This window comes from Corynebacterium doosanense CAU 212 = DSM 45436, assembly GCF_000767055.1.
GTDB classification, from domain to species: domain Bacteria; phylum Actinomycetota; class Actinomycetes; order Mycobacteriales; family Mycobacteriaceae; genus Corynebacterium; species Corynebacterium doosanense.
This window is the reverse complement of sequence record NZ_CP006764.1, coordinates 1,035,509-1,058,383: the sequence shown is the minus strand read 5'-3', so window position 1 is coordinate 1,058,383 and position 22,875 is coordinate 1,035,509. Positions and strand designations below refer to the sequence as shown.

17 protein-coding genes and 1 tRNA gene are annotated in these 22,875 nt (G+C 67.5%); 7 read left to right on the top strand and 11 right to left on the bottom strand.

What is annotated here, in order from left to right; translation table 11 throughout:
* Positions 1–723: a hypothetical protein gene (locus CDOO_RS05260; protein ID WP_018022293.1), complete on the top strand. Its 723-nt coding sequence runs from the start codon at positions 1–3 to the stop codon at positions 721–723.
* Here the strand turns inward: CDOO_RS05260 and CDOO_RS05255 are convergent.
* From CDOO_RS05255 to CDOO_RS05240, 4 genes are all read right to left on the bottom strand, one after another.
* Positions 674–1,240, bottom strand: coding sequence for a mismatch-specific DNA-glycosylase (locus CDOO_RS05255; RefSeq protein ID WP_018022294.1), 567 nt, complete (start codon positions 1,238–1,240; stop codon positions 674–676). The genes CDOO_RS05260 and CDOO_RS05255 overlap by 50 nt on opposite strands.
* Positions 1,240–3,006: a selenocysteine-specific translation elongation factor gene (gene selB / locus CDOO_RS05250; protein ID WP_018022295.1), complete on the bottom strand. Its 1,767-nt coding sequence runs from the start codon at positions 3,004–3,006 to the stop codon at positions 1,240–1,242. The genes CDOO_RS05255 and selB overlap by 1 nt, the downstream gene beginning before the upstream one ends.
* Positions 3,007–4,284 (bottom strand): L-seryl-tRNA(Sec) selenium transferase, encoded by a 1,278-nt coding sequence (gene selA / locus CDOO_RS05245; RefSeq protein WP_018022296.1) that lies wholly within the window; start codon positions 4,282–4,284, stop codon positions 3,007–3,009.
* A gap of 16 nt (positions 4,285–4,300) precedes the next feature.
* Positions 4,301–4,395, bottom strand: a tRNA-Sec gene (locus CDOO_RS05240).
* Between the two features lie 37 nt (positions 4,396–4,432).
* Here CDOO_RS05240 and selD point away from each other — a divergent pair.
* Positions 4,433–5,428: a selenide, water dikinase SelD gene (gene selD / locus CDOO_RS05235; protein WP_018022297.1), complete on the top strand. Its 996-nt coding sequence runs from the start codon at positions 4,433–4,435 to the stop codon at positions 5,426–5,428.
* 157 nt (positions 5,429–5,585) lie between these two features.
* Positions 5,586–7,007, top strand: coding sequence for a dicarboxylate/amino acid:cation symporter (locus CDOO_RS05230; protein WP_018022298.1), 1,422 nt, complete (start codon positions 5,586–5,588; stop codon positions 7,005–7,007).
* On the opposite strand, the gene CDOO_RS05225 is transcribed toward CDOO_RS05230, so the two are convergent.
* The gene (locus CDOO_RS05225) at positions 7,004–7,648 is read right to left on the bottom strand and encodes a biliverdin-producing heme oxygenase (RefSeq protein WP_018022299.1); all 645 of its coding nucleotides are present in this window, start codon (positions 7,646–7,648) and stop codon (positions 7,004–7,006) included. The genes CDOO_RS05230 and CDOO_RS05225 overlap by 4 nt on opposite strands.
* A gap of 389 nt (positions 7,649–8,037) precedes the next feature.
* Here CDOO_RS05225 and CDOO_RS05220 point away from each other — a divergent pair, with 389 nt between their 5' ends.
* The 3 genes from CDOO_RS05220 to CDOO_RS05210 all read left to right on the top strand — a co-directional run bounded on the left by CDOO_RS05220 (position 8,038) and on the right by CDOO_RS05210 (position 11,705).
* Entirely contained in the window at positions 8,038–9,459 is a 1,422-nt protein-coding gene (locus CDOO_RS05220) for an IS1380 family transposase (protein ID WP_038573261.1), read from the top strand.
* Between the two features lie 190 nt (positions 9,460–9,649).
* Entirely contained in the window at positions 9,650–10,933 is a 1,284-nt protein-coding gene (locus CDOO_RS05215; RefSeq protein ID WP_018022678.1) for an NRAMP family divalent metal transporter, read from the top strand.
* 7 nt (positions 10,934–10,940) lie between these two features.
* Positions 10,941–11,705 (top strand): putative hydro-lyase, encoded by a 765-nt coding sequence (locus tag CDOO_RS05210; RefSeq protein ID WP_026159460.1) that lies wholly within the window; start codon positions 10,941–10,943, stop codon positions 11,703–11,705.
* A gap of 137 nt (positions 11,706–11,842) precedes the next feature.
* Here the strand turns inward: CDOO_RS05210 and CDOO_RS05205 are convergent, their stop codons facing one another.
* Genes CDOO_RS05205 through CDOO_RS05195 form a run of 3 tightly spaced genes read right to left on the bottom strand, consistent with a single transcriptional unit; the run spans position 11,843 to position 15,544 of the window.
* Entirely contained in the window at positions 11,843–12,877 is a 1,035-nt protein-coding gene (locus CDOO_RS05205) for an ABC transporter ATP-binding protein (RefSeq protein ID WP_018022676.1), read from the bottom strand.
* A 1-nt stretch (position 12,878) separates the two neighbouring features.
* On the bottom strand, positions 12,879–14,486 hold the full coding sequence (locus CDOO_RS05200) for an ABC transporter permease (protein ID WP_018022675.1): 1,608 nt from the start codon (positions 14,484–14,486) through the stop codon (positions 12,879–12,881).
* Positions 14,487–14,497: 11 nt separating this feature from the next.
* A complete protein-coding gene (locus CDOO_RS05195) occupies positions 14,498–15,544 on the bottom strand; it encodes an ABC transporter substrate-binding protein (protein WP_018022674.1) in 1,047 nt (348 codons plus the stop codon).
* A gap of 263 nt (positions 15,545–15,807) precedes the next feature.
* On the opposite strand from CDOO_RS05195, the gene CDOO_RS05190 reads away from it, so the two are divergent.
* Entirely contained in the window at positions 15,808–16,587 is a 780-nt protein-coding gene (locus CDOO_RS05190; RefSeq protein WP_018022673.1) for a spermidine synthase, read from the top strand.
* A 6-nt stretch (positions 16,588–16,593) separates the two neighbouring features.
* Here CDOO_RS05190 and CDOO_RS05185 read toward each other — a convergent pair whose 3' ends face one another.
* The 3 genes from CDOO_RS05185 to CDOO_RS05175 all read right to left on the bottom strand — a co-directional run bounded on the left by CDOO_RS05185 (position 16,594) and on the right by CDOO_RS05175 (position 22,870).
* Positions 16,594–17,022: a hypothetical protein gene (locus tag CDOO_RS05185; protein ID WP_020384671.1), complete on the bottom strand. Its 429-nt coding sequence runs from the start codon at positions 17,020–17,022 to the stop codon at positions 16,594–16,596.
* Positions 17,023–17,200: 178 nt separating this feature from the next.
* Positions 17,201–19,366, bottom strand: coding sequence for a LamG-like jellyroll fold domain-containing protein (locus tag CDOO_RS05180; RefSeq protein WP_245616262.1), 2,166 nt, complete (start codon positions 19,364–19,366; stop codon positions 17,201–17,203).
* A 153-nt stretch (positions 19,367–19,519) separates the two neighbouring features.
* Positions 19,520–22,870 (bottom strand): proline dehydrogenase family protein, encoded by a 3,351-nt coding sequence (locus CDOO_RS05175; protein ID WP_018022670.1) that lies wholly within the window; start codon positions 22,868–22,870, stop codon positions 19,520–19,522.
* Between the last annotated feature and the right edge of the window lie 5 nt (positions 22,871–22,875).

Sequence of the window (22,875 nt, the reverse complement as noted above, 5' to 3'; positions counted from 1 at the left end):
ATGGCGCTGCGTACCTACCCCCTGGTCTCCTCCGCACTGGGCAGCTCCCACGCGGTCGAGTTCACCGAGATCGCCCAGGCCGCCGCGTGGGCGCTGGACACGTGGGATCTCCGCGTGACCCTGCGCATGAGCGGGGACGGCTGGCTCGTCCACGGCCCCGGCGGTTACCTCGGGCTGATCCCCACCGCGGTGACCACGCGTTACCCCGATCTCATGCGGGTCTTCCACTCGGGTCTGGCGCCGGGGGCCTCCGCGCGAATCCGGCCCGCCGAGGACGGATCCGGGCGCATGCTCGGGTCGGTGGATCTGCCCGCGCCGCCGTTTGTCGTGCCGGTGGGCCGGGTGGACTCTCCCGTGCTTGGCCAGGGCGGTCGCCTGGAGCTCGACCTCTCCGTGGATGTGGCGGCTCCCGCGCAGGTGCTCGTCGAGCTCGACGCGGTCGGCGACGCGGTGGTGGCCAGATTCCACGGCCGGCTCCTCGGCGCGGTCCACTCCACCCCGGCTTCGCTTCTCGACACCCTCTCCACCCGTCCGTTGGCCGCCCGCGCCTTCGTCGCCGACGGCCGCGCCGCGCTGGACGTCGGGCCGGAGCTCGCGGCCGAGGAGATCCCGGCCCTCAGCGCGCCCGAGCCGCAGATCCTGCGCGTGGGGGCGGCACACGAGTCCTTCCCGCTCATTCCCCTTGATCAGGCGTGGCTGGACTCTCCGGAGAAACGCCGCTGATTCCCGCCGCGTGGGCGATGTCTCCGTAGATGCGTGCGAGGTCCGCGGGTTTGTAGTGCGCGTTGAGGCCGCTGGGGTTCGGCGCGATGAACAGGCGCACGCCCTCCCACGGGCTGTCCTGCTCGCCCATCGCCACGTGGCGGTCCCCCGTGGCCTCGCGCCAGGCGGTGACCCCGAGGACGGCGACGGCCGCGGGCCGCACGCGGTCGATCTTCTCGCTGAGCTCGGCGAATCCCGCGCGTAGCTGCTCCCTGGTCAGCTCGTCGGCGCGCCGGGTGGCTTCGGGCACGATGTTGGTGATGCCGATGCCGCGCTCGTGCAGGTGTGCGCGGTCGGCGGCACTCATCCCGTCGGTGGTGCGGATGCGTCGGTCGACGATCCCCGCGGCCTGCAGCGCGGGCCAGAACCGGTTGCTCGCGCCGGCGAAGTGCGCGCCCACCTCCCCGGAGCGCAGCGAGGGGTTGATGCCCACGAACAGCAGTTTCAGGTCCTCGGGAAAGTCATCGGCGACACGCATCAGCGGACCTCGCGCAGGGAGCCGTCGATACGCCGGGTCAGACCCGCGGTGTCGAGGTGTTCGAGCAGGGGTATCGCTACTCGACGTGTCGTGTCCAGCACCTGCCTGGCGGCGGAGGTGGTGAAGGGCTGGTCGAGTCCGCGCAGGCGGGCCAGGGCGATCCGCGGGGCGTCGGGGAGCAGCACCACGCCGTCTCCGAGGCGCAGGAGCCGCCCGGCGCGCTCGGCCGCGGCGAGTTCCCGGGTGCCCAGGCCGAGCTCCGTCAGGTCATCGGCCTCGGGGGCGGCGAAGGGCACCACACGCAGGCGTTTCTCCAGCGTGGCCACGCCCCGCTCGGCGTCACCGAGGTCGACCGGGCGGCCCGGTCGGCGCAGCACACCGTCACCTTGTTCGAGTTTGGCCGCGGCGACGACGAGCCCGAGCAGGTTCTCGTCCGGGAGATTCAGGGCGGTGAGCGCCGCACCGCGGCTGAGCCCGGGCGACAGCGGCTCCGCCCCGACATGCTCGTCGAGGGCATTGGCCAGCACGTCGCGCCACCGCAGGAGGGTCACGGCGTGCACCCAGAAGTCGCGGAAGGCGACGATGCCCTTCGGCGGGTCCGCGGGCACGTCGATGCCGAGCCGGACGATGTCCGCGCGCCGCATCGCACCCCGGCGGGTGACCTCGTGGGCGGCGTCGCCCGCGGGGTTCATCCCGGCGAGTTCCGTGGCCCGGCGGGCACCCGCCCCGCGGCGGCCAAGCTCTGGCGGGTCGACGTCGAGCACCTGCACCCCGGAGTAGACGCTGCGCTCGCCGGGTTTGCGCAGGACGAGGCGGTCGCCGACCTGCAGCGGCAGGGCGCGGGTGAGAGTGAGGCGGGCGTGGCGGTCACCCAGGCGTCGAAAAGCGGCCTCCACCGCGGCGGTGCCGATGTGGACGACCACCTCGCGCGGGGGGTTGTCGAACCCGGAGCCGGCGACATCGAGCGTGTCGGTGATGATCCAGGCGCCCGGGGTGACCAGGACCTCGCCGCGGGCGATCTGGTCCGCGCTGCGGCCGCGGAGGTTGACGGCCACACGCGCGGCCGGGGTCATGCTGGTGGCCTGTTTCTCCTCGGACTGCAGACCGCGGACCTGCACGGAGACCCCCGACAGGTCCAGGGTGTCGCCGACGCTGACCGTGCCCGCGCCGAGGGTGCCGGTGACGACGGTGCCGGCGCCCCTGATGGAGAAGGAGCGGTCGAGCCAGAGCCGGAGCCGGGCGTCCGGGTCCGGCGTGGGGGCCAGCTCCAACAGTGTGTCCAGCGCGCGGCGCAGGTCGTCCAGGCCCTCCCCCGAGTGCGCGGACACCTCGATGACGGGCGCGTTCTCCAGGGTGGTGCCGGCGACCTCGCGGGCGATCCGGGCGCGGGTCTGCTCCCGCTGCTCCTCATCGGCCCGGTCGGCGCGGGTCATGGCGATGACCACGTCGGTGATACCGAAGGCGTCGACGGCGTCGCGGTGATCGTCGGACTGCTCCTGCCAGCCCTCGTCCGCGGCGACGATGAACATCACCGCGGGTGCGGGGCCGACGCCGGCGAGCATGTTGCCCAGGAACTTCTCGTGGCCGGGGACGTCGACGAACGCAAGGTCCCGGCCGGACGGCAGGGTGGTCCACACAAAACCCAGGTCGATGGTGAGGCCGCGGCGTTTCTCCTCGTCCCAGCGGTCGGGTTCCTGGCCGGTCAGCGCCTTGACCAGCGTGGACTTTCCGTGGTCGACGTGGCCCGCGGTGGCGACGACATACATCTACTTCCCCGCCCTTTGGATCGCGTCCGCGACCTCGCCGTCGCGTGACTCGGGCACGCAGCGCAGGTCCACCAGGCACGCACCGTCGTGGACCCGGGGCAGAACCGCGGGCGTGCCGGTGCGCAGCGCGGGCGCAAGCTCGGCCGGGAGGCGAACGGCGAATCCGGGCAGCGGGTACTCCGGCGCCCCGCCGCCGCCGACCCGGCCGTCGTGGTCGACGACCTCTCCGCCGACCGCCGCGGCCAGTGCCTCGGTGCGGGCGCGATAGCGGGCCGGGTCGAGGTGCAGTGCCGCGGCGACCGGGGTGTCGGGCCCGGCGACGGTCGCCTCCAGTGCGGCGAGGCGCAGCTTGTCCATGCGCAGGGCACGGGCCAGCGGGTGGCGTTTCAGCCGGGCGATGGCGTCCGCCTTACCCAGGAGGATTCCCGCCTGCGGGCCGCCGAGCAGCTTGTCCCCCGAGGCGATGACCACGTCCGCGCCCGCGGTGAGCTGGGCGGCGATGTCGGGTTCGGTGGGCAGGGCGTCGTCGTGTCGCAGCAGCCCCGAGCCGAGGTCCACGATGAGCGGCACGTCCAGCCCGCGCAGCTCCGTCACACCGACGGAGCTGGTGAACCCGGTGATGAGGTAGTTCGAGGGATGCACCTTGAGGATCGCCCCGGTGTCCTCCGAGATCGCGCCTGCGTAGTCCGCCAGGTGTGTGCGGTTGGTGGCGCCGACCTCGCGGAGAGTCACCCGCGCGGACTCGATGAGCTCCGGCAGGCGGAATCCCGCGCCGATCTCGATGAGCTCGCCGCGGGAGATGATCACCTCGCGGTTCTCCGCCAGCGCCGTCGTGGCCAGCAGCAGTGCGGCGGCGCCGTTGTTCACCACCAGCGCGTCCTCCGCCTCGGGCACGGCGGCCAGCAACGCGTCGCGCGCGCCGGCGCCGCGGTTCTTTGACCGCTGCCCCATGGCCAGGTCCATCTCCACGTCGGCGTACCCGGCGGCGTCGATGAGTGCGCGCTGCGCCTGCTCCGAGAGCGGCGCGCGGCCGATGTTGGTGTGGATGATCACGCCGGTGGCGTTGATGACCGGGGTCATCGACGAGGCACGCTCGGGCAGCGAGGCCACGACCTGCGCGGCAACCTCCTCGGGGGCGATCTCCAGGGCGCGGGCACGGGACTGGGCGGCGTCGATAAGCGATCTTTTCCCCGCCTCGGACAGCGCCGCGGCGCGGACCTCCGGGAGGTCCAGCAGCACGTCGGTGCGCGGGATTCTGCGCCGTGGATCGCTCACCATTTACCTCCAGAGATTGTGGCGGAGACGGACGGGAATCGAACCCGCCAAGCCGAGATGCTCGGCTTCACCGGTTTTGAAGACCGGGGCGCCCACCAGGACACGTACGCCTCCGAGCGTGACAATAGCAAAAGCGGTTAGGGTCGAATCCATGAGCGAACTGTTGGACCGGTACAAGATGACCTCGTACGCGCACGGCGGCGGCTGCGCCTGCAAGATCCCGCCGGGCGAGCTGGAGGAGGCCGTGCGCGGCCTGGTCGGGCACGCGGACCCCAATGTCATCGTCGGGCTTGACGACGGCGACGACGCCTCGGCCGTGCGCATCGCCGACGGCCTGGCCGTCATCTCCACGGCGGACTTCTTCACACCCGTGGTCAACAACGCCTACGACTGGGGCCGCATCGCCGCGGCCAACGCGCTGAGCGACGTCTACGCCATGGGCGGGCGCCCCGTCACCGCCATCAACCTGCTCGGCTGGCCCCGCGAGGTGCTGCCCACCGAGCTCATGAGTGAGGTGCTGCGTGGCGGGCTGGACGTGGCCACCCAGGCGGGCATCTCCGTCACCGGCGGGCATTCCATCGACTCCCCCGAGCCGACCTACGGTATGGCCGTCACCGGCGTGGCACATCCGGACAGGCTCATGCGTAACGACGCCGCCGCAGCCGGGCTGCCCATCACCCTCACCAAGCCCATCGGCGTGGGCATCCTCAACAACCGGCATAAGTCCACCGGGGAGGACTTTCCCGAGGCGGTGGAGCAGATGGTCGCACTCAACCGGGAGGCCTCCGAGGCGGCGCTGGCCGCGGGTGTCCGGGCAGCGACGGATGTCACCGGCTTCGGGCTGCTCGGCCACCTGTACAAGATGATGCGTGCCTCCGGGGTGTCGGCCGTGCTCGACTCTTCCGCCGTGCCGGCCCTCGAGGCCGCGGTGTCCTCCATCGCCGAGGGGTTTGTCTCCGGAGGTTCCCAGCGCAACCTCGCATGGGTGCGCCCTCACCTGGTCGCCGAGGGCGTCGCCGAGGAGACACTCATCCTGCTCGCGGACGCGCAGACCTCCGGCGGCCTGCTGGTGGTCGGCGAGGTGCCGGGGTACCCCGTGATCGGCGAGACGGTGGCGGGCGAACCGGGGACGGTGACGGTGCGCTAACCGGGCCACTTCTATACTGGTCGGTCTACTCTCCCCCGCACAGGCCGGTGCGGGGTTACTGGTATCACCTTGCTTTCCCAGGTGATACCTGCCATTATTCGACATGTTCCGCCAGTTTCCTGGCATACCTCTCTGTCTAGAAAGACGAGGAACGGTCATGTCGACCCCCCTCAACACCGAAACTTCCTCCCCTGAGCAGACTGAGCAGACCCGGCATACCCGGCAGTCCCGGCTGCCCGGGTGGCTCACCGGATTCGGCACCCAGGTCACCATCGGCCTGGTCATCGGCCTCGCGCTGGGTTTTCTGGCTCGCGCGCTGGACGCCGACCTGGTCGGCGAGGACACCAGCTGGCTCACCGGGCTGCTCACCTGGGTGGCCTCGGCCTACGTCCAGTTGCTGCGCCTGCTCATCCCGCCGCTGATCTTCACCGCCGTGGTCACCTCGGTGGCCAACCTGCGCAAGGTCACCAACGCCACCCGTCTGGCGGTGTCCACCCTGGTGTGGTTCGCCGTCACCGCGCTGGTGTCCGTGGTCATCGGCATCGTGGTCGCACTGGTCATGCAGCCGGGCAACACCACCTCCGTGAGCGCCGACCAGGCCTCCGAGCCGCACACCATGGGCTCCTGGCTGGGATTCATCGACTCCGTCGTCCCCGTCAACTTCCTGGGCCTGAGCGCCGCCGCCAACTCCGACGGCGACATCAACGTCACGTTCAACGTGCTGCAGATCCTCGTGCTCTCCCTGGCCATCGGCATCGCCGCGGTCAAGGCCGGCAAATCTGCGGAGCCCTTCCTCCACTTCGCCGAGTCCCTGCTCAGCGTCATCCAGGTGGTCCTCTGGTGGATCATTCGCCTGGCACCCATCGGCACGGCGGCCCTCATCGGCCGCGCCGTCTCCACCTACGGCTGGGAGGCCCTGGGTTCCCTCGGTCAGTTCGTCCTGGCCATCTACGTGGGCCTGGCGCTGGTCATGTTCGTGGTCTACCCGGCGGCGCTGGCGTTCTCCGGCATCCCGGTCGGCGGGTTCTTCAAGCGGGTGTGGCCGGTGACGAGCCTGGGCTTCTTCACCCGTTCCTCCATGGGCGTCATGCCCGTCAACCAGCGTGTCGCCGAGCAGTCCATGGGCGTGCCGCGCGAGTACGCCTCCTTTGTCATGCCGCTGGCCGCGACCTCCAAGATGGACGGCTGTGCGTCGGTCTACCCCGCCGTCGCCGCGATCTTTGTCGCCCAGTTCTACGACATCGACCTGAGCCTCACGCACTACCTGCTCATCGTCATCGTCTCGGTCCTCGGCTCCGCCGCCACGGCGGGCACCACCGGCGCCACCGTCATGCTCACCCTCATGCTGTCCACCCTGGGCCTGCCGCTCGCCGGCGTGGGTCTGCTCCTGGCCACCGAGCCGATCATCGACATGGGGCGCACCGCGGTCAACGTCACCGGTCAGTCCGTGGTGGCCACGATCGTGGCCAAGCGCAACGGCATCCTCGATCAGGACACCTGGGACGCGGCCGAGGACGGCGAGGGCGCCCTCGCGCCGAAGGACACCGCCGCCTCGATGACTGAGCGCGCCACCGTCTAGAGCGCCGGCTCCCCGGCGAGGTCCGCGAACACGTCCGAGTTCAGGGCGAAGGCCAGCTCGGCCTCGTCGGTCAGCGCCGCCGCCTGCGCGTCGGTGAGGTCCAGCCCGTCGAGTGCCGCGCGGTAGTCGTCCCGGAAGGGTTTGATCTTTCCCAGTGCGGAGAAGTCGTAGAAGCTCAGGCCCTCGGGCGAGACTCCGTAGAGGCGCTGCATCATCGTCGCGATGACCTGCCCGCCGGCGACGTCGCCCAGGTAGCGCACATAGTGGTGGCCGATCACCCCGATCTCGTCCGCCTCCTCCAGCCGCTCGACGTAGCGCCTCGTGGCCGGCAGCGGCGTGATCTCCTCCCGCCAGCCGGGCCCCAGAAGAAACGCCAGGTCGGTGGCGATCGCGTCTCGACGCTCTAGCCGGGCGTCGTAGATCTGCCCGGCCCAGACGCTCTCACGGTGGCGGCGCATCGCGGCCTCCAGGGCGTCGTAGACGTAGTAGAGCTGCGCCGTCAGAGCGGTGAAAGCCTCTGGCGTAGCGTCGCCGCCGAGCAGACTGGTCATGAAGTCGGAGCCTTCTGCGTGTTCGTGCGCCTGGGCCGGGCACTCGCGGAGACGGATGGACAGCGGTTGTACCAGGGCCGGGGCACACATCACGGGGGTTCCTATTTGAGGTAAGGCTAACTTTAATTGCAGCTCAGCTTAGGGCCGGGAAACTTCCACCGACAAGGACCGCTTTGCAAGATCAATCTAAGGGTCACCCCCGGGCAGGGGATGGCCATGCGGCGCGCCGCCGGGGGCGTTGGGTGGGCGTCGCAAAGCCCCCCGCCCTACCCCCGCACCCCCGTGACCTTTCTTCGATTGTTCAACAATGTCTACACTGGCCGCATTCCATGTGGACCATGACTTAGGTCACTAAACCTTGATCCACCGATGCGAGTATCCGGATCAAGCCGCGCATGAAATGGAAATGCCCCCTCTGAAATGGGAAAATGATGATGTTCTAAGTCAACCAATCCCGCCCAGAAAGGGGCACCTCTCAGGTGCTATTCAACCACACACCCGCGTCTGCGTCCCATTCCTTCGACGATGAGAACCTCACCGCAACCACCGGGCTGGTCCCGATCATGGCACTGGCCCAGAAGGCAGGCCTGCCAGCCCTCGCCGAAGACCGTCTGACCGTGACCACAACCGGGGCGGACAAAGGCGCGAACCCAGCACCGAAACTGGCCACCCTGGTCGCAGGAATGGCTGCCGGGGCCGACTCGATCGATGACATGAACATCGTCCGCCACGGCGGCATGAAACACCTCTTCGACCGCGTTTACGCCCCTTCGACACTGGGCTCGTTCCTCCGCTCGTTCGCCTTCGGCCACGTCAGACAACTCGACGCCATCTCCTCCCGCTTCCTGACCAACCTCAACGCGCACACACCGCTGCTGCCCACGAACCAGGACAGTGCACAGGCGTCAATGATCTTCGTCGATGTCGACGACACCGTCATCGACGTTCACTCCGCGTCGAAGCAGGGAGCCGGGTTCGGCTACCAAGGTAGTCGCGGGCTCAACGCACTATTGGCGACCGCATCGACTGCCAGTTCCGGCCAAATCATCGTCGGTCAACGCCTGCGCAAAGGCTCAACCTCCTCAGCCCGGGGTGCTGACAAATTCGTCTCCGACGCTCTGGCCACCACAACCCGGATCAACTCTGGCACTTCGGTGTTGGTGCGCGCTGATTCGGCATACTACTCATCAGGCGTCGTCAAAGCCGCCCACGACGGCGGGGCTCATGTGTCGATCACGGTACGCATGGACAAAAGGGTCAAAGCAGCGATCGGAATGATCAGCGATGACTCCTGGACTGGCATCGAATACCCCGAAGCGATCTACGACGAAGATTCCGGGGCATGGATTTCGAAGGCCGAAGTCGCTGAGATCCCATTCACCGCGTTCACCTCAAAGAAGAAGGCACTGCAAACGACGGGGCGTCTGGTGGTGAGACGCATCCCGGAACTCAACGAAACAAAACGGGCTGCCGGGCAAGACCCGTTGTTCAACTTGTTCCGGTACCACGCGTTCTTCACCACCGTCGATCAGGATCGTTTCGACACTGTCGCTGCTGATCACATCCATCGCAGACACGCGATCATCGAGCAGATCAATGCGGAGCTGAAGAATGGTGCCCTGGCGCATATGCCCTCCGGGGTGTTCAACGCCAACGCCGCTTGGCTCGCAGTCGCAGCGATCACGCACAACCTGCTGCGGGCTGCTGCCGGAGTCGTTGGTGGACGGATGGGCAAGGTGCGCGCCCAGACGCTGCGAACACGGATCATCAGCGTCCCGGCCCGGATTGCTCACCGGGCTAGGAAACTGATCCTGCATCTGCCGAGAGCCTGGCCGTGGGCGACGGAGTTCTCACGACTCTGGCAATCGGCGTTGGGACCACCCCGGACAGTGTCGATCTGACCAATTCGCCTCTGAAAGGGGGGCCCGAGACCGGAGTTATGGAGGAGCCTCCGGGAAGCTCAGTGTGGAAGAGACCGGTGAGAGACCGGGACACTACCTCCTGCCCGCTCATCGTGTCCGAGCTCAAATTCGAGTGAGCCCCCGGACATCAAGCAGATCGGTGGATCAAGGCTAAAAGACAGGACTCGTGATGAGCGATAACACCACGCCCGGTAGCAGTACCGCGGCCTCCCAGGTGGACGGTGTGGACACCACCACCGACGCCCCCGTGGCCGAGGCGCTGAAGTCAGGAGCCAAGCGCTCCGCGATCTTCGGCGCCATGTTCCTCATGGCCACCAGCGCCATCGGTCCGGGCTTCCTCGCCCAGACCTCCACCTTCACCGCCAAGATGGGCGCGGCCTTCGCCTTCGCCATCCTCGTGTCCATCCTCGTGGACGTGGCCATCCAGCTCAACGTCTGGCGTGTCGTCGGCGTCTCCGGCCTGCGCGCCAACGAGCTGGGCAACCGCGTCCTCCCCGGCCTCGGCTGGGTCATCGCGGTCTTCGTCTTCATCGGCGGCGCCGTGTTCAACATCGGCAACATCGCCGGCACCGGCCTGGGCACCGACGCCATGTTCGGCCTCGACCCGCGCATCGGTGGCGCAGTCTCCGCGGCCATCGCCATCTTCATCTTCCTGTCCAAGCGCGCCGGCGTCGCCGTCGACCGCCTCGTGGTCGCACTCGGCGCCATCATGATCCTGCTCATGCTCTACGTCGCCATCGTCTCCGCTCCCCCGGTCGGTGAGGCCCTCAAGCAGTCCGTCCTCCCGGATGACGTGGACATCACGGTCATCATCACCCTCATCGGCGGCACCGTCGGCGGTTACATCACCTTCGCCGGCGCCCACCGCATGATCGACGCCGGCCTCAGCGGCCCGGAGCACGTCAAGGAAGTCACCCAGGCCTCCGTCCTCGGTGTCATCGTCACCGGCATCATGCGTGTCCTGCTCTTCCTCGCGGTCCTCGGCGTCGTCGCCGGCGGCGTCGTTCTCTCCACGGACAACACCGCAGCGGACGCTTTCCACCACGCAGCCGGTGAGATCGGCCTGCGCCTGTTCGGCCTGGTTCTTTGGGCCGCCGGCCTGACCTCGGTCATCGGCGCGTCGTACACCTCGATCTCCTTCGTCACCACGCAGCAGACCAGCGCTCGTACCCGCAACCTGCTCACCGTCGCGTTCATCACCGTGTGTGCCGTCGTCTACGTCCTCCTCAACCAGGCTCCGCAGGCACTGCTCATCTTCGCCGGCGCGTTCAACGGCCTGATCCTGCCCATCGGCTTCGCCATGGTCCTCTGGGTCGCCACCTTCCGCACTGACCTACTGCGCGGTTACAAGTACCCGAAGTGGCTGATCGTCATCGGTGTCCTGGTCTGGCTGCTGACGCTCTACCTCGGTTACGACGTCTTCTCCACCAACATCGGCAAGCTCTTTAACTAGGACTGACATGACCCCGCTCGAAGCACGCGAGCATTTCCGGACCGAAGCCCGCCCTACAGCGGGCTTTGCCCGTGGATATGCCCAGGCAAACCTCATGATCCTCCCCCGCGAGGACGCCTTCGACTTCCTGTTGTTCGCCCAGCGCAACCCCAAACCCTGCCCGCTGCTCGGCGTGCTCGAACCCGGCCAGGTTTCGTCTGACCTGTTGCAGGGTTCCGACATCCGCGACTGCGTCCCGCGTTACCGCGTGTTCGAGAATGGATCACTTGTCGACGAACCGGTGCAGGTGTTCGATTATTGGCGCGACGACCTGGTCACCTTCATGATCGGCTGCTCCTTCACCTTTGAGGACGCACTGCTGGAGAACGGCGTCCCCGTCGCCCACATCGAAAACGACTGCAACGTGCCCATGTTCCGCACGAACGTGGCCACGGAACCGGCCGGCCAGTTCTCCGGCCCGCTTGTGGTGTCCATGCGGCCTATCCCGGCCGGTCAGGTCGCCGACGCGGTGCGCATCACCTCGCGTTACCCGGCCGTCCACGGCGCACCCGTGCACGTGGGTGATCCTTCCGCGATCGGGATCTCCGACCTCATGTCCCCGGACTACGGCGACGCCGTTCCCATCCCGGACGGCACCATCCCCGTGTTCTGGGCCTGCGGTGTCACGCCGCAGGCGGTGGTGGCTGCGTCGAAGCCGTCGTTCGCCATCACCCACGCCCCGGGCCACATGCTGGTGACCGACGCACGGGATCTCGAGTACCAGGTGCCTTAGCCGGCTGCGGCTCCGGAAAACCAACAGTGAGAAAGCGCAAGCCCTTTTGCAAACCTTCAGCGGTGGTGTGCAAAAGGGTTCGTCCTTTCTCACTTTGTCTTTTCCGCACGTCGTTTCTCTCTGACGGCGACAGCCGGCTACCCCGCATAGACGAGCGGTCGGCGAATCACCAGCCCTACACGCTCCCCTATCTCCGGGCGCCAGTCACTCACCCAGGCGCGGAAGCGGACGCCGGCCGCCTCGACGGTGAGGCTGTACCGGTCGGTCATGAACAGGCTCGAGGTGACCTCGGCGTCGATCGACCCAGGAGTCCCCACCGGGTGGACACTCACACCGGAAGGCAGGACCGCGACCTCGACCCGCTCACCCGAACCCGTGACTATCTCGGATTCCGCGAGCGGCAGGGTGATACCGAGGGAATCGATGGTGACGGAGGGACCGTCGATACGCGCGGGCAGGACGGCGGCGTCGCTGATGAAGCTGGCCACCTCCGCCGTCGTCGGCCGCTGCAACAACTCCTGCGGCGTGGCGATCTGCTGGATCCTCCCGTCACCTAGGACGACGACCCGGTCAGCTATGGCCAGCGCCTCGGCGCGGTCGTGGGTGACATGCACGGTGGTCAACCCCTGCCGACGGCTCAGACCGACTAGCTCGCGTCGCAGGGTGTCTCGGCGAGGCTCGTCGAGGGCGGAGAGTGCTTCGTCGAGAAGCAACACTCTGGGGTGGGTGACCACGGCGCGCGCAAGGGCGACACGCTGCCGCTGTCCGCCGGAGAGGCTGTCGGGCCGGCGATCCTCATAACCTGCGAGTCCCACGAGCTCGAGGGCGTCAGAAACTGTCTTGGCGATCTCGCCGCGGGGTACGCCCGCCCGTTTGAGCGGGTAGGCGACATTGCCGGCCACGCTCATGTGCGGCCAGACTGCGTGCTGTTGGAACACCATGCCGAGGTGCCGTTTCTCCGGCGGGACACGAGTCATATCCTGCCCGTCGATGGCCAGCCGGCCCGAGGACGGGGTGAGGAAACCCGCGATGGTACGTAGCAGCGTGGTCTTGCCAGAGCCGGATGGACCGACGAGCACGACAAATTCCTCGGCAGCAACGTCGAGGTTGATCCCGCCGAGTCCGACAGTGCCGTCGGGGAAGGTGACCGAGAGGTCTTCGAGGGTGATCACGTCACTTGCTCCTTACGGGAGATTTCGGCGCCCGGACGGTCAGCGCAAGCGCCACGACCCCAATGAGGGCGAACATGAGAGAGAGCGCGGAGGCCTGGTTATAGTTGCCGGCCTGCTGGAGGTTGAACACCTGCACTCCCAGGGTGGTGGAACCGGGGGCGACCAGCAGCACGGACACGGTCAGCTCGCGGACCGCGGTCACGGCGACGAGCACCGCTCCAGAGACGGCGGCGGGGACGGCCATGGCGCCGGTGGTCTCCACGAGAGCACGCAACCGTCCAGCACCGGAGATCTGCGCGGCCTCCTCCACCGCCACCGGTGTCTGACGCAGCGGCGCGCGCACGGCCTGCAGGACCAGGGCGGTGAAAGCACACACGTACGCCAGGAGGATCAGCCACCGCGTGTTGTAGAGATCGGTGTAGCGGCCGAGGATGAGCCAACCGACACCGATGATGAGCCCGGGGACCGCGGTGGGCAGTAGCACCACGAGTGTCATCGGGGTATTGGACCACGAGCGAGTGCGTGTCACGAGCAGGCCTATTACCCACCCGAGCACCCCACACAGGATCATCGCGCCGCCCGCGAGCATCGCCGAATTGGTGAACCCCTCGATCACCCGCGGATTACTCACCGAGCGGGTGAAGTTGTCCAGACTGATGTTCCCCAGCGTGAAGGGTACGCCGGGCGCGGGCAACAACGCGCGGTACGCCAGCCCCAGGATCGGGCCGACGGTGACACCGAGCGCGAGGGCCCAGGAGACGGCGGTCACGGGGATACGCCCCGCCCCGAGCCGGAATCGCGCACTCACGCCCGTGTCCTCCAGGCTTGTCGACGCCCGCAGGGAAACCACGTGGTCCGCGATGACCGCTCCGATTCCGAGCAGGAGGAGAACCACGCCGATCGTCGACGCGACCTGGAGTGGATTGGCCACGGTTGCCGAATCGACGAAGCGGTAGACCATCGTGGCCAGGGTCTCGAAACCCGCAGGAGAGCCAATGATCGCCGGGATTCCGAAGTCTGCGAGGTTGGCCACAGCCGTCAATGTGAAAGCGCTCAGCACGGCGGGCCGCAGCAGCGGCAGGGTCACCGTCCACAGCACCCGCGCTGCGCCGGCTCCGGCAACCTGCGCCGCCTGCTCCAGGTCAGAAGGGATCTGCCGCAGCGCCGCCGCGATGATGACGTACACGATCGGATAGGAGTGCACCGTGAGCAGGAACGTCACCCCGTCACCGCCGTAGATGTTCCAGATCTCCGTACCGAAGAAACGGTTGACGCCTTGATTGGTGCCGAAGAGCTGGAGCCACGCAATCGCACCGACGAATGGTGGGATGAGTAGTGGCGACAGCAGGAAGAGTCGCAACCCCCAGGAACCGCCGACATCGGTGCGGTCCACGAGGATCGCCACCGCCGTTCCCACTATCACGGCTCCGACAGCCGAGATCACCGTCGTGAACAGGGAGTTAGACGTCGCCTGGCCCAGCCCCTGGTTCAGCAGAACGGGGATCTGGTTTCCGCCCAGGGCGAGACTGACCACCAGGGAGAGCGGCGCGATGAACAGGCCGGTGACGATGAGCCAGGTGCCGAGCCGGAGAGAGAGGATGGACTTCACGAAACGCGGGGTCAGCGCACAGCGTTCTGGAACTTCTCGACAGCCTCAGCCTGGCCCTTGGTGATGGCGTCCAGGTCGAGGTCCATGAGCTTGGTGTCGGAGAGTTCGGGCGCGCCGTCCGGGGTGCCCACGTCCTCACGGACCGGCAGGTAGTTCTGCTCGACAGCCAGTTCCTGGCCCTTCTCTGAGAGCAGGAAGTTGATGTACAGCGCGGCCGCGTCCTTCTGGTCGGAGTCCGCGAAGATGGCCGCCGGCTCGGTGATGTACGGGGCTCCATCCTCGGGATAGATGACCTCGACGGGCGATCCGGCCGCAGCCAGGTCACGGACGAGGTAGTCGACGACCACTCCGAGCGGGTGCCCGCCGCCGGCGATCTCCTGCGAGGTCGGGCCGTTGGACTGTGCGATCATCGGCTGGTTCTCACCGAGCGCATTGAGCCACTCTTCTCCGAGGTCATCGTTGTCGAGCCATGCCGAAGCGTTGAAGGCGGCAGCGCCGGAAACAGCCGGGTCGGGCATGACGATCTGACCGCGGTACTGCGGGTCAGCGAGGTCTTCCCAGGACCCGGGCAGGCGATCCTGCTCCATTACATCGGTGTTGTACGCAATGACGGTGGGGATGATGCGGGTGCCAACGTAGTAGTTGTCCTCGCTGATTGCCTCGTCGATGACATCGTCGGTGTCCACGCCCTCGAGCTCGGCCAGGTCATCCTCGGCAACGTACTTCTCGAAAGTCGGGGCATCCGCGGCCCACAGAATGTCCGCCTCGATCTCACCCGTCTCCTTCTCCGTGGCGATGCGCGCGTTGAGGTCACCCGTTCCGGCACGGAACACCTCGACATTGATATCCGGGTTCTCCTCCATGAAGGCCGCATTGATCTCGTCGACCTTCTCCTCGGGCTCCGAGGTGTAGACCGTGAGGGTGACCTGCTCGTCCGCCGCAGCCTCGGTCGAGGTCGAAGTGGTCTCTTCGGCTGGCTCCGAGCATGCCGTCAGCAGGACGGCGGCGGCTCCTGCAGAGACTGCGGAAAAGAGCGAGCGACGGGTGAGACGAGACATGTTTCTCCTTAGCGGGGACGCAGGGGATTTCGACAGTTCAATCTTTCGCATCATCACACAACTGCTTGCTCATTGATATAGCTCCCCCTCCATGACCTGCGGATTTGCCGTGGAGTTTCTCCAAAATTCATCCAGGTTTAGCGTTCGGTTCGCTACTGTGTGATTCGTGTCTCTACGGTGTCTCCGGACAGAAAACTGTCAGTGAGAAAAGGGCCCGCCCTTTCTCACTTTGTCTTTTCCACGCTCAACTACACTCCCGTCACATGCCCCGCGCCGACAAACCCCGCGCCCCCAAAGCGCGTATCGAGGGCACCTACGACATCGACACCGGGACCGCCCGCGTCGCCGCCGACCCCGAGCGCGACGGCGCCTACGTCCTCGAGGTCAACGGTGTCCCGTCCTCGCACATCATCCTCGGCGCGCCCCGGGTTCTCACCTTCGAGTACATGTCCTGGGTGGTCGCGGCGATCAAGTCCCAGCCCGCGCAGCCGCAATCCATCGTCCATCTCGGCGGGGCGGCGTGTGCCCTGGCCCGCTACTTTGCGGACGTCTACCCGGCCTCCCGCAACACGGTCATCGAACTCGATGGAAAGCTCGCTGCCTATGTCCGCGAGTGGTTCGACATCCCCGCCTCGGTGGAGATCGTCGTCGCAGAGGCGCGCTCGGCCACCCACGCGCTGCACCCGCGCGGGTCAGACGTGATCATCCGCGACGTCTTCGCCGGCGGCACCACTCCCCCGCACCTGGTCACGGTCGAATTCCTCCAGGCCGCGTACGACGCCGCCGGCCTCTACCTGGCCAACTGCGGCGCGTTTCCCGGCCTGCAGTCCACCCGGCGCGAACTCGCGGGAATGCTCGAGGTCTTCGCCCACGTCGCGGTCATCTCCGAACCGGCGATCCTCGCGGGCGAGAAATACGGCAATCTCGTCATGATCGGCTCCGACAGTCCCCTCCCGCTAATCGACGTCCCCGCCCCGGCCGCCGTCAAATACACCGAGTGGGTACGCGACCTGGTCGGGAACGCCCGGCCCTACCGTGACTAGAGACGACTAGCCGAACGGCCCTTCCCGCAGCACCCCGGCGTCACGCGCATCCTCGAGCGTGAACGACTCGTACCCCACCAGGTATTCGGGGTCGGACTTGCGGTACTCCCACAGCCACCCCGTGCACATGTTCTTCAGGTCTCCGACATCCTCCATGGGCATGACGTGGCGGACCTGCGCCTCACCCAGGTCGGACACGGCACGGCGCAGGTTGTCGACCCACTCTTGCGCGGGCTCGGCCGGGACCGTGCCGTCGGCGATGTCCGCCTCAATGGCGTCGGCCTCGGCCCCGGCATCGAGGTTGCGGTAGACGCTGCACTGGTAGACGTCCCACGCCCGCCCCTTGTCCTCCTCGTTCTCGAACTCAGCGGTCCCACACGCGGCGAGCACGAGAGGGAGGGGAAGAAACAGCGCCACGGCACGAATCGTTGACATCCCTCCACCTTAAAGGTCAGCCTCAGATCCGAGTTCCTGGACCCCAGAGCCATCGGGCACGCGGCCGTCGCGACGCAAGGCGATCTCCTCACCGACATCCGCAACCGGATCCAGGCGCTCCTGCCGTAGGAGAAACAGCGATGGCCCCCTCCCAGGAGGGGGCCATCGTTGTGCTCTGTTAGAAGCGAATGCCGAACTTCTCCAGCTGCTCCCGGACCTGGTTCAGCAGCGCCGGGTTCAGCGCCAGCGCGCCACCGAGCGCTGCGGCGAGACCGAGGACAGCGACGAGGACGCCGCCGCCGAAGGACGAGCCAGACGATCCGGAGGAACCGGAAGAGCCGTTATCGCCGGAGCCGTCATGAGTGCGCGCCGTGAGCCACTGATCCGGTGCGAGCGCTCCGTGGGTGATGCGGGTCTCCCCGATCGAACCGTTCCAGGGGTTGGCGGGATCGCCGTCCCACATGGTCGCGCCCATGAGCCACGGATCCTTCGCAGTGGCCAGGCCGGAGGCGTCGAGAACATCACGCAGAATCGGTGCGCCGTTGACGAACATCTCCACGGTGTCCTCCTCGGGGTCGTTGACGATGGCGACGTGCAACCACTCGTCCTTCGGCACCTCGTGCGACCAGTTGGAGGCGCCCTCGGTCTGGCCCTCCGTGGCGACGGCCGACCACTGGAGCTCGCGTAGCGACGACACCGCCAACGTGGCCGGCGGCTCGGAGGCCTCCGCCTCGACACCGATCTCGCCGCGTGAACCCTCCCGGGCTATCGCTCCCATCCAGTGGTTGTCGCCGTCGAAGCTGTCGTCGATGCGGATGAAGGTCTCGAAGGTGTAGCCGTCCTCGAAGGTCTCCTCGTTCACCACGGCGTCGGAGGCGGTCTCGAACCAGTTGAGGCGTTTCGACTCGCTGTCGACATTGCGCCAGTTCAGCGAGCCGGCATCGGAGGAGAGCTCGTGGGTGTCGTCGGAGTACGTGACGTCATCCTCCTGCGCACCCGAGGCACCGCGCGTGTTCAGCTCCGCGCGCTTCATGTCGTTGCCGTGGCCGGAGACGTCCGGGATGACGGTGCCCACGCCGGCGGTGTCGCCGTCGGTCAGGCGCTTGCCGTCGGCGGTCGCCTGCCCCGGTCGCCAGTGCGCGGCGGTGTTGTCCACCTTGGGGTAGTCCTGCTCGTCGACGGGCAGCTGACCAGACTCGATCGTGGGCGGTACGTACCCGGTGGACACGATCTCGCGGGCGAGGGCCGAGTAGTCCGGATCGTCGGCGTCGCCGGCCTCCCACTCCGGGGCGAAGCCTTCAAAGCGCTCCTCGAAGGAGAACGGGATGGTCCACGAGTCCGTCTTGCCCTCGGGGATGAGGTGGTCGAACTGGTTGAGGCTCTCCTGCGGCTTCTCGGCGACCCAGGGAGACAGCGCCGTCATGCCCAGCTCGTTGCCGGTCAGGTCGAACTCGATGAGCCCGAGCAGGCCGTTTCCGCCCTGGTAGGCCATCTGGTAATCCTGCAGGACGTTGACCACGTCGTGGCCTTTCTCGTTCTGCTCGATGACGTAGCCAGCACCGTGGTGGTGCCCGCCAAGCGTCATGAACACCTGGTCGTTGGGCGCGACCAGCTGATCGAAGAGTTTCCGGCCGTAGCTCTCGGAGAGGAAGACGTCACCGTCGGCGTCGATGTTCGTGACCTCGTGCGAGGTGAGGATGGTGGGCAGATCCTCGTGCGTGTCCAGCACCTTCTGCGCCCAGGCAAGGGTTTCGTCGTCGGCACGCCAGGCCAGTGCGAGGACGAGGTACTGCTGCCCCTCGGCCTCGAAGATGTGGTACTCGGACTCCTGGTTGTAGCGGTCCTGACGCTCCTGGAAGGTCTCGTTCTGGGCGGCGCGCTCGGCGGAGAACGTCTGGCTGAACGGGGAGACAGCCTCGCCGTTGACCGCCAGGTCGTGGTTGCCCGGGAGAATGGAGTAGTTGGCGCCGCCCTCCTCCATGATCTTCATGGCCCGGTCCGCCACGCCCCACTCGGGAGTGACGTAGGACTGATCGACCACGTCGCCCAGGTGGGTGGTGAAGGGGATGTTCAGCGCGTCCTGGTTGTCCACGATGAACTGCGCCTGCGACTCGAAGGGCTGCGAGCCGTAACGCTGCTCGTATAGGTTCCCGGTCTCCTCCGTGCCGTAGCGGGAATAGAACTGCGTGTCGGGCAGGACGCCGAGGGTGAACCGGGAACCCAGGTCTCCCCCGGCCTCCGCAGCCTGGGTGGGAACGGGGACCTGGAGGACGAGGGAGGAGCCGACAAGGGTGGCGACGACTGTACGGCTGCGGCGGTGGCCGCTCAGCCGGGGATTCTGCACGTTCAAGGGGGAACCTTCACAAGGAGTTCAGAGACGGACATGACATGCCGCGGGAGAAACCCGCTGACAGCAGAATCCTATGATTCTGACATGTCCTTCTCATGAACCCCAGGTGATGATCGCCCTACAGTTTCCGGCGCGCAGCCGCCCGCGTTATCCCACCTTGCCGATGTTGCGCAGCACGCCGAATCGGTGGGAGGTCATGGACACGGCCTGCTCCAGGAGCAGGTGCAGCAGCTCGCGGCGGCCGTCGGCAAGCACGGGGCCGTCGATGATGACGGAGCCGTTGTCGGCCGCGGCCTGGTAGAGCGACTCCGGCACCGTGCCCAGGGCACGGACGCGGCTGCTCGGGCGGTCGGCGAGCTCGGCCTCGAAGTCCTCGTCGGACTGCACGGTGATGGGCCAGACCGACTCGGTCTCGACCGGGGAGGTGAACTCCAGCTCGGTGCCGGTGAGCACGGAGCCGAGGTGCAGGCGCAGGACGTCGCGAAGCTCCCATCCCTCACCGAGGCGCACCGACAGCGGGGTCAGCAGCGGGCGGTAACGGAAGATGTTGCGCTCGCTGGCCAGCGCGGTGCGGTCGTGGTCGATGCCGAACTCGCTGCGCCAGGCCACGGCGTCGAGCTCGACGGCGCGGTGCAGCCAGGTGGCGTCCTCTGCGGAGAGGTGGGTCTCCACCTCGCGCAGCACGCGGGCCACCCGCGGCTCGACGGTGACGTTGACGGGTGCAAGCTCACCGTCGACCCAGGTGCCCTGCTGGGCCACGTAGTTCGGGCCGCCGGCCTTGGCGCCGGTGCCGATGGCGGAGTTCTTCCAGCCGCCGAAGGACTGGCGCTGGACGATCGCGCCGGTGATGCCGCGGTTGACGTAGGCGTTGCCCACCTCCACGGTGTCGATCCACTGGGAGATCTCGTCGTCGTCGAGCGAGTGGATGCCGCCGGTGAGGCCGAAGCCGGTGGAGTTCTGCCACTCGATGGCCTCGTCGAGATCCTTGGCGTGCATGATGCCCAGGACGGGGCCGAAGCACTCGTGGGTGTGGTACCAGGAGCCGGGCTTGACGCCGTCGCGCACGCCCGGGGTCCAGAACTTGCCCTCCTCGTCGAGCTTCTCGGGCTTGATCAGCCACTTCTCACCGGAATCGAGCTGGGTCAGACCGCGCTGGAGCTTCTCCTCCGGCGGGCCGATGAGGCCGTTCATGGTGGTGGAGATCTCGGTGCCCGGGCCGACGCGCAGGGTGCGCACGGCGTCGAGAAGCTGGTTGCGGAAGCGGTCGGTCGAACCCATCGAACCGACAAGGATGATGAGCGAGGCCGCGGAACACTTCTGGCCCGCGTGGCCGAAGGCCGAGTGCAGGATGTCCTGCGCGGCGAGGTCGGGGTCGGCGGCCGGGGTGACGATGATGGCGTTCTTGCCCGAGGTCTCCGCGTTGAGTTTCATGTGCGGGTCCCAGGAGCGGAAGATCGCGGCGGTCTCGGATGCACCGGTGAGGATGACCGAGTCGGCCGCGGTGATCAGTGCCTTACCGGCGTCACTCTCGTCGGCGCGGATGAGCTGGAGCAGGTCCGTCGAGACGCCGTGGGCCGCAAGTCCGCGGTGGATCGCGGCGACGGCGACCTCGGCACACAGCACCACCTGGGGCGCCGGCTTGATGATCGCCGAGGAGCCCGCGGCCAGGGCCGAGAGCATGCCGCCGGTGGGGATGGCCACGGGGAAGTTCCACGGCGGGATGACGGCCACGAGCTCGTGCGGGGTGAACCGGTCGTCGAGCTGGCGGGCGGACTGCGCGTAGTAGACGGCGAAGTCGATGGCCTCGGAGACCTCGGGGTCGGACTGGTCCACGGTCTTGCCGGCCTCGAAGGCCATGGCGCTGATGAGCTCGCCGCGCGCGTTGGCCAGCTCGTCGGCGACGGTCTCCAGGACGTCGGCGCGCTCGTCGCCGGACAGCGCGGCCCAGTCCCGTGCGGCCGCACGGGCCTTATCGACGCCCGCCTGCACCTCGGCCACGTCCGTGACCTCGGTGGACGTGGCCTCGCCGGGATCGTTCTCCAGCAGCTCCAGTGCCCACCGGCGGTTGGGTTCCAGGGACGGGTCGGTGTCCGGCTCGTTGTGGAAGCCGTCCTTCGGCGCCTGTCGGCCCGACTCGTCCAGGCGGTTCTGCGTGCGGTTGGCACCGAGGAAGACGCGGTCGGCGTCCTCGATCGACTTGCGGAAGCGGTCCTCCTGGCTGGCCATCGCCTCCTCGCCGGCGGCGAAGTGTGCGTACATGAAGTTCTGCTCGGCGGAGTTCTCCTCCAGGCGACGCACGAGGTAGCTCACGGCGACGTCGAAGTCCTCGGCGCGCACGACCGGGGTGTAGAGGATCAGCGAACCGAAGGCCTTGTGCACCTCCTCCTGCTGACCGGGGCTCATGCCCTGGAGCATCTCGGCGTCGACCTGGCGCATGACGCCGCGCGCATCGGCGAGCACGTACGCGAGCGACAGCGTGTAGAGGTTGTGGCTGGCCACGCCCACACGCAGGATGTCGGCGTACTCCTCGCCCAGCACCATGTCGAGCAGGTGCAGGTAGTTGGCGTCCACCTCGGCCTTGGTGCGGTAGGGCGCCTGCGCCCAGCCGTGCACCTCGGCGTCAACCTTCTCCATGGAGAGGTTCGCACCCTTGACCAGACGGACCTTGATGGGCGCTCCGCCCTCCGCGGCGCGCTGCTTGGCGAAGGCCATGAGCTGCTCCAGCGCCCCAGCCGCGTCGGGCAGGTAGGCCTGCAGGACGATGCCGGCCTCGTAGCCGGTGAACTCGTCCTCGCTGATGAGCTCGGTGAACAGGCGCAGCGTCAGGTCGAGGTCCTTGTACTCCTCCATGTCCAGGTTGATGAAGGTGCGCGGGCTGCTGTCGCGTGCGATGCGGTAGAGCGGGCGCAGCTGTGCCTTGAGGCGCTCGAGCGAGCCTTCCTCGTCGTAGTGGTTGAGCTGCGCACAGAGGCTGGAGGCCTTGACGGAGACGTAGGTGACCTTGGGGTTGCGGATCAGCTCGGCCGTGCGCTCGGCGCGGGAGGCTGCCTCGTCGTCGCCCAGCACTGCCTCGCCGAGAAGGTTGATGTTGAGGTGGGTCTTCTTCTCCTTGGCGTTGTCCAGGAGCTTGGACAGGCTGTCGCCGTCGGCGTCGAGCACGAGGTGTCCGACCATCTGGCGCATGCGTGCGCGGGCCAGGGGGACGACGATCGACGGCGCGATGCGACCGGCCAGCGCACCGATGTTGAACAGGCCGCGGTTGACCGTTCCCAGGAACTCCGGCGCGGCGGGCATCTTGCGCAGCTCGGCCGCGGCGACCTTGTTGTCCTCCGGGCGGGCGACGCGGTCGACGAAGTCCATGGTGAAGTCGACGCCGTTGGGGTCCTGGAGGAGCCCGCCCAGCTGCCGCGCAGCCTGGTTGGCCGCGCTGTCCTCCACCTCCAGCCACGTGTTCGCAAGTGTTACCGCGCGGTCGGTGTACTGGTTCAGTGATGTCATTAGGT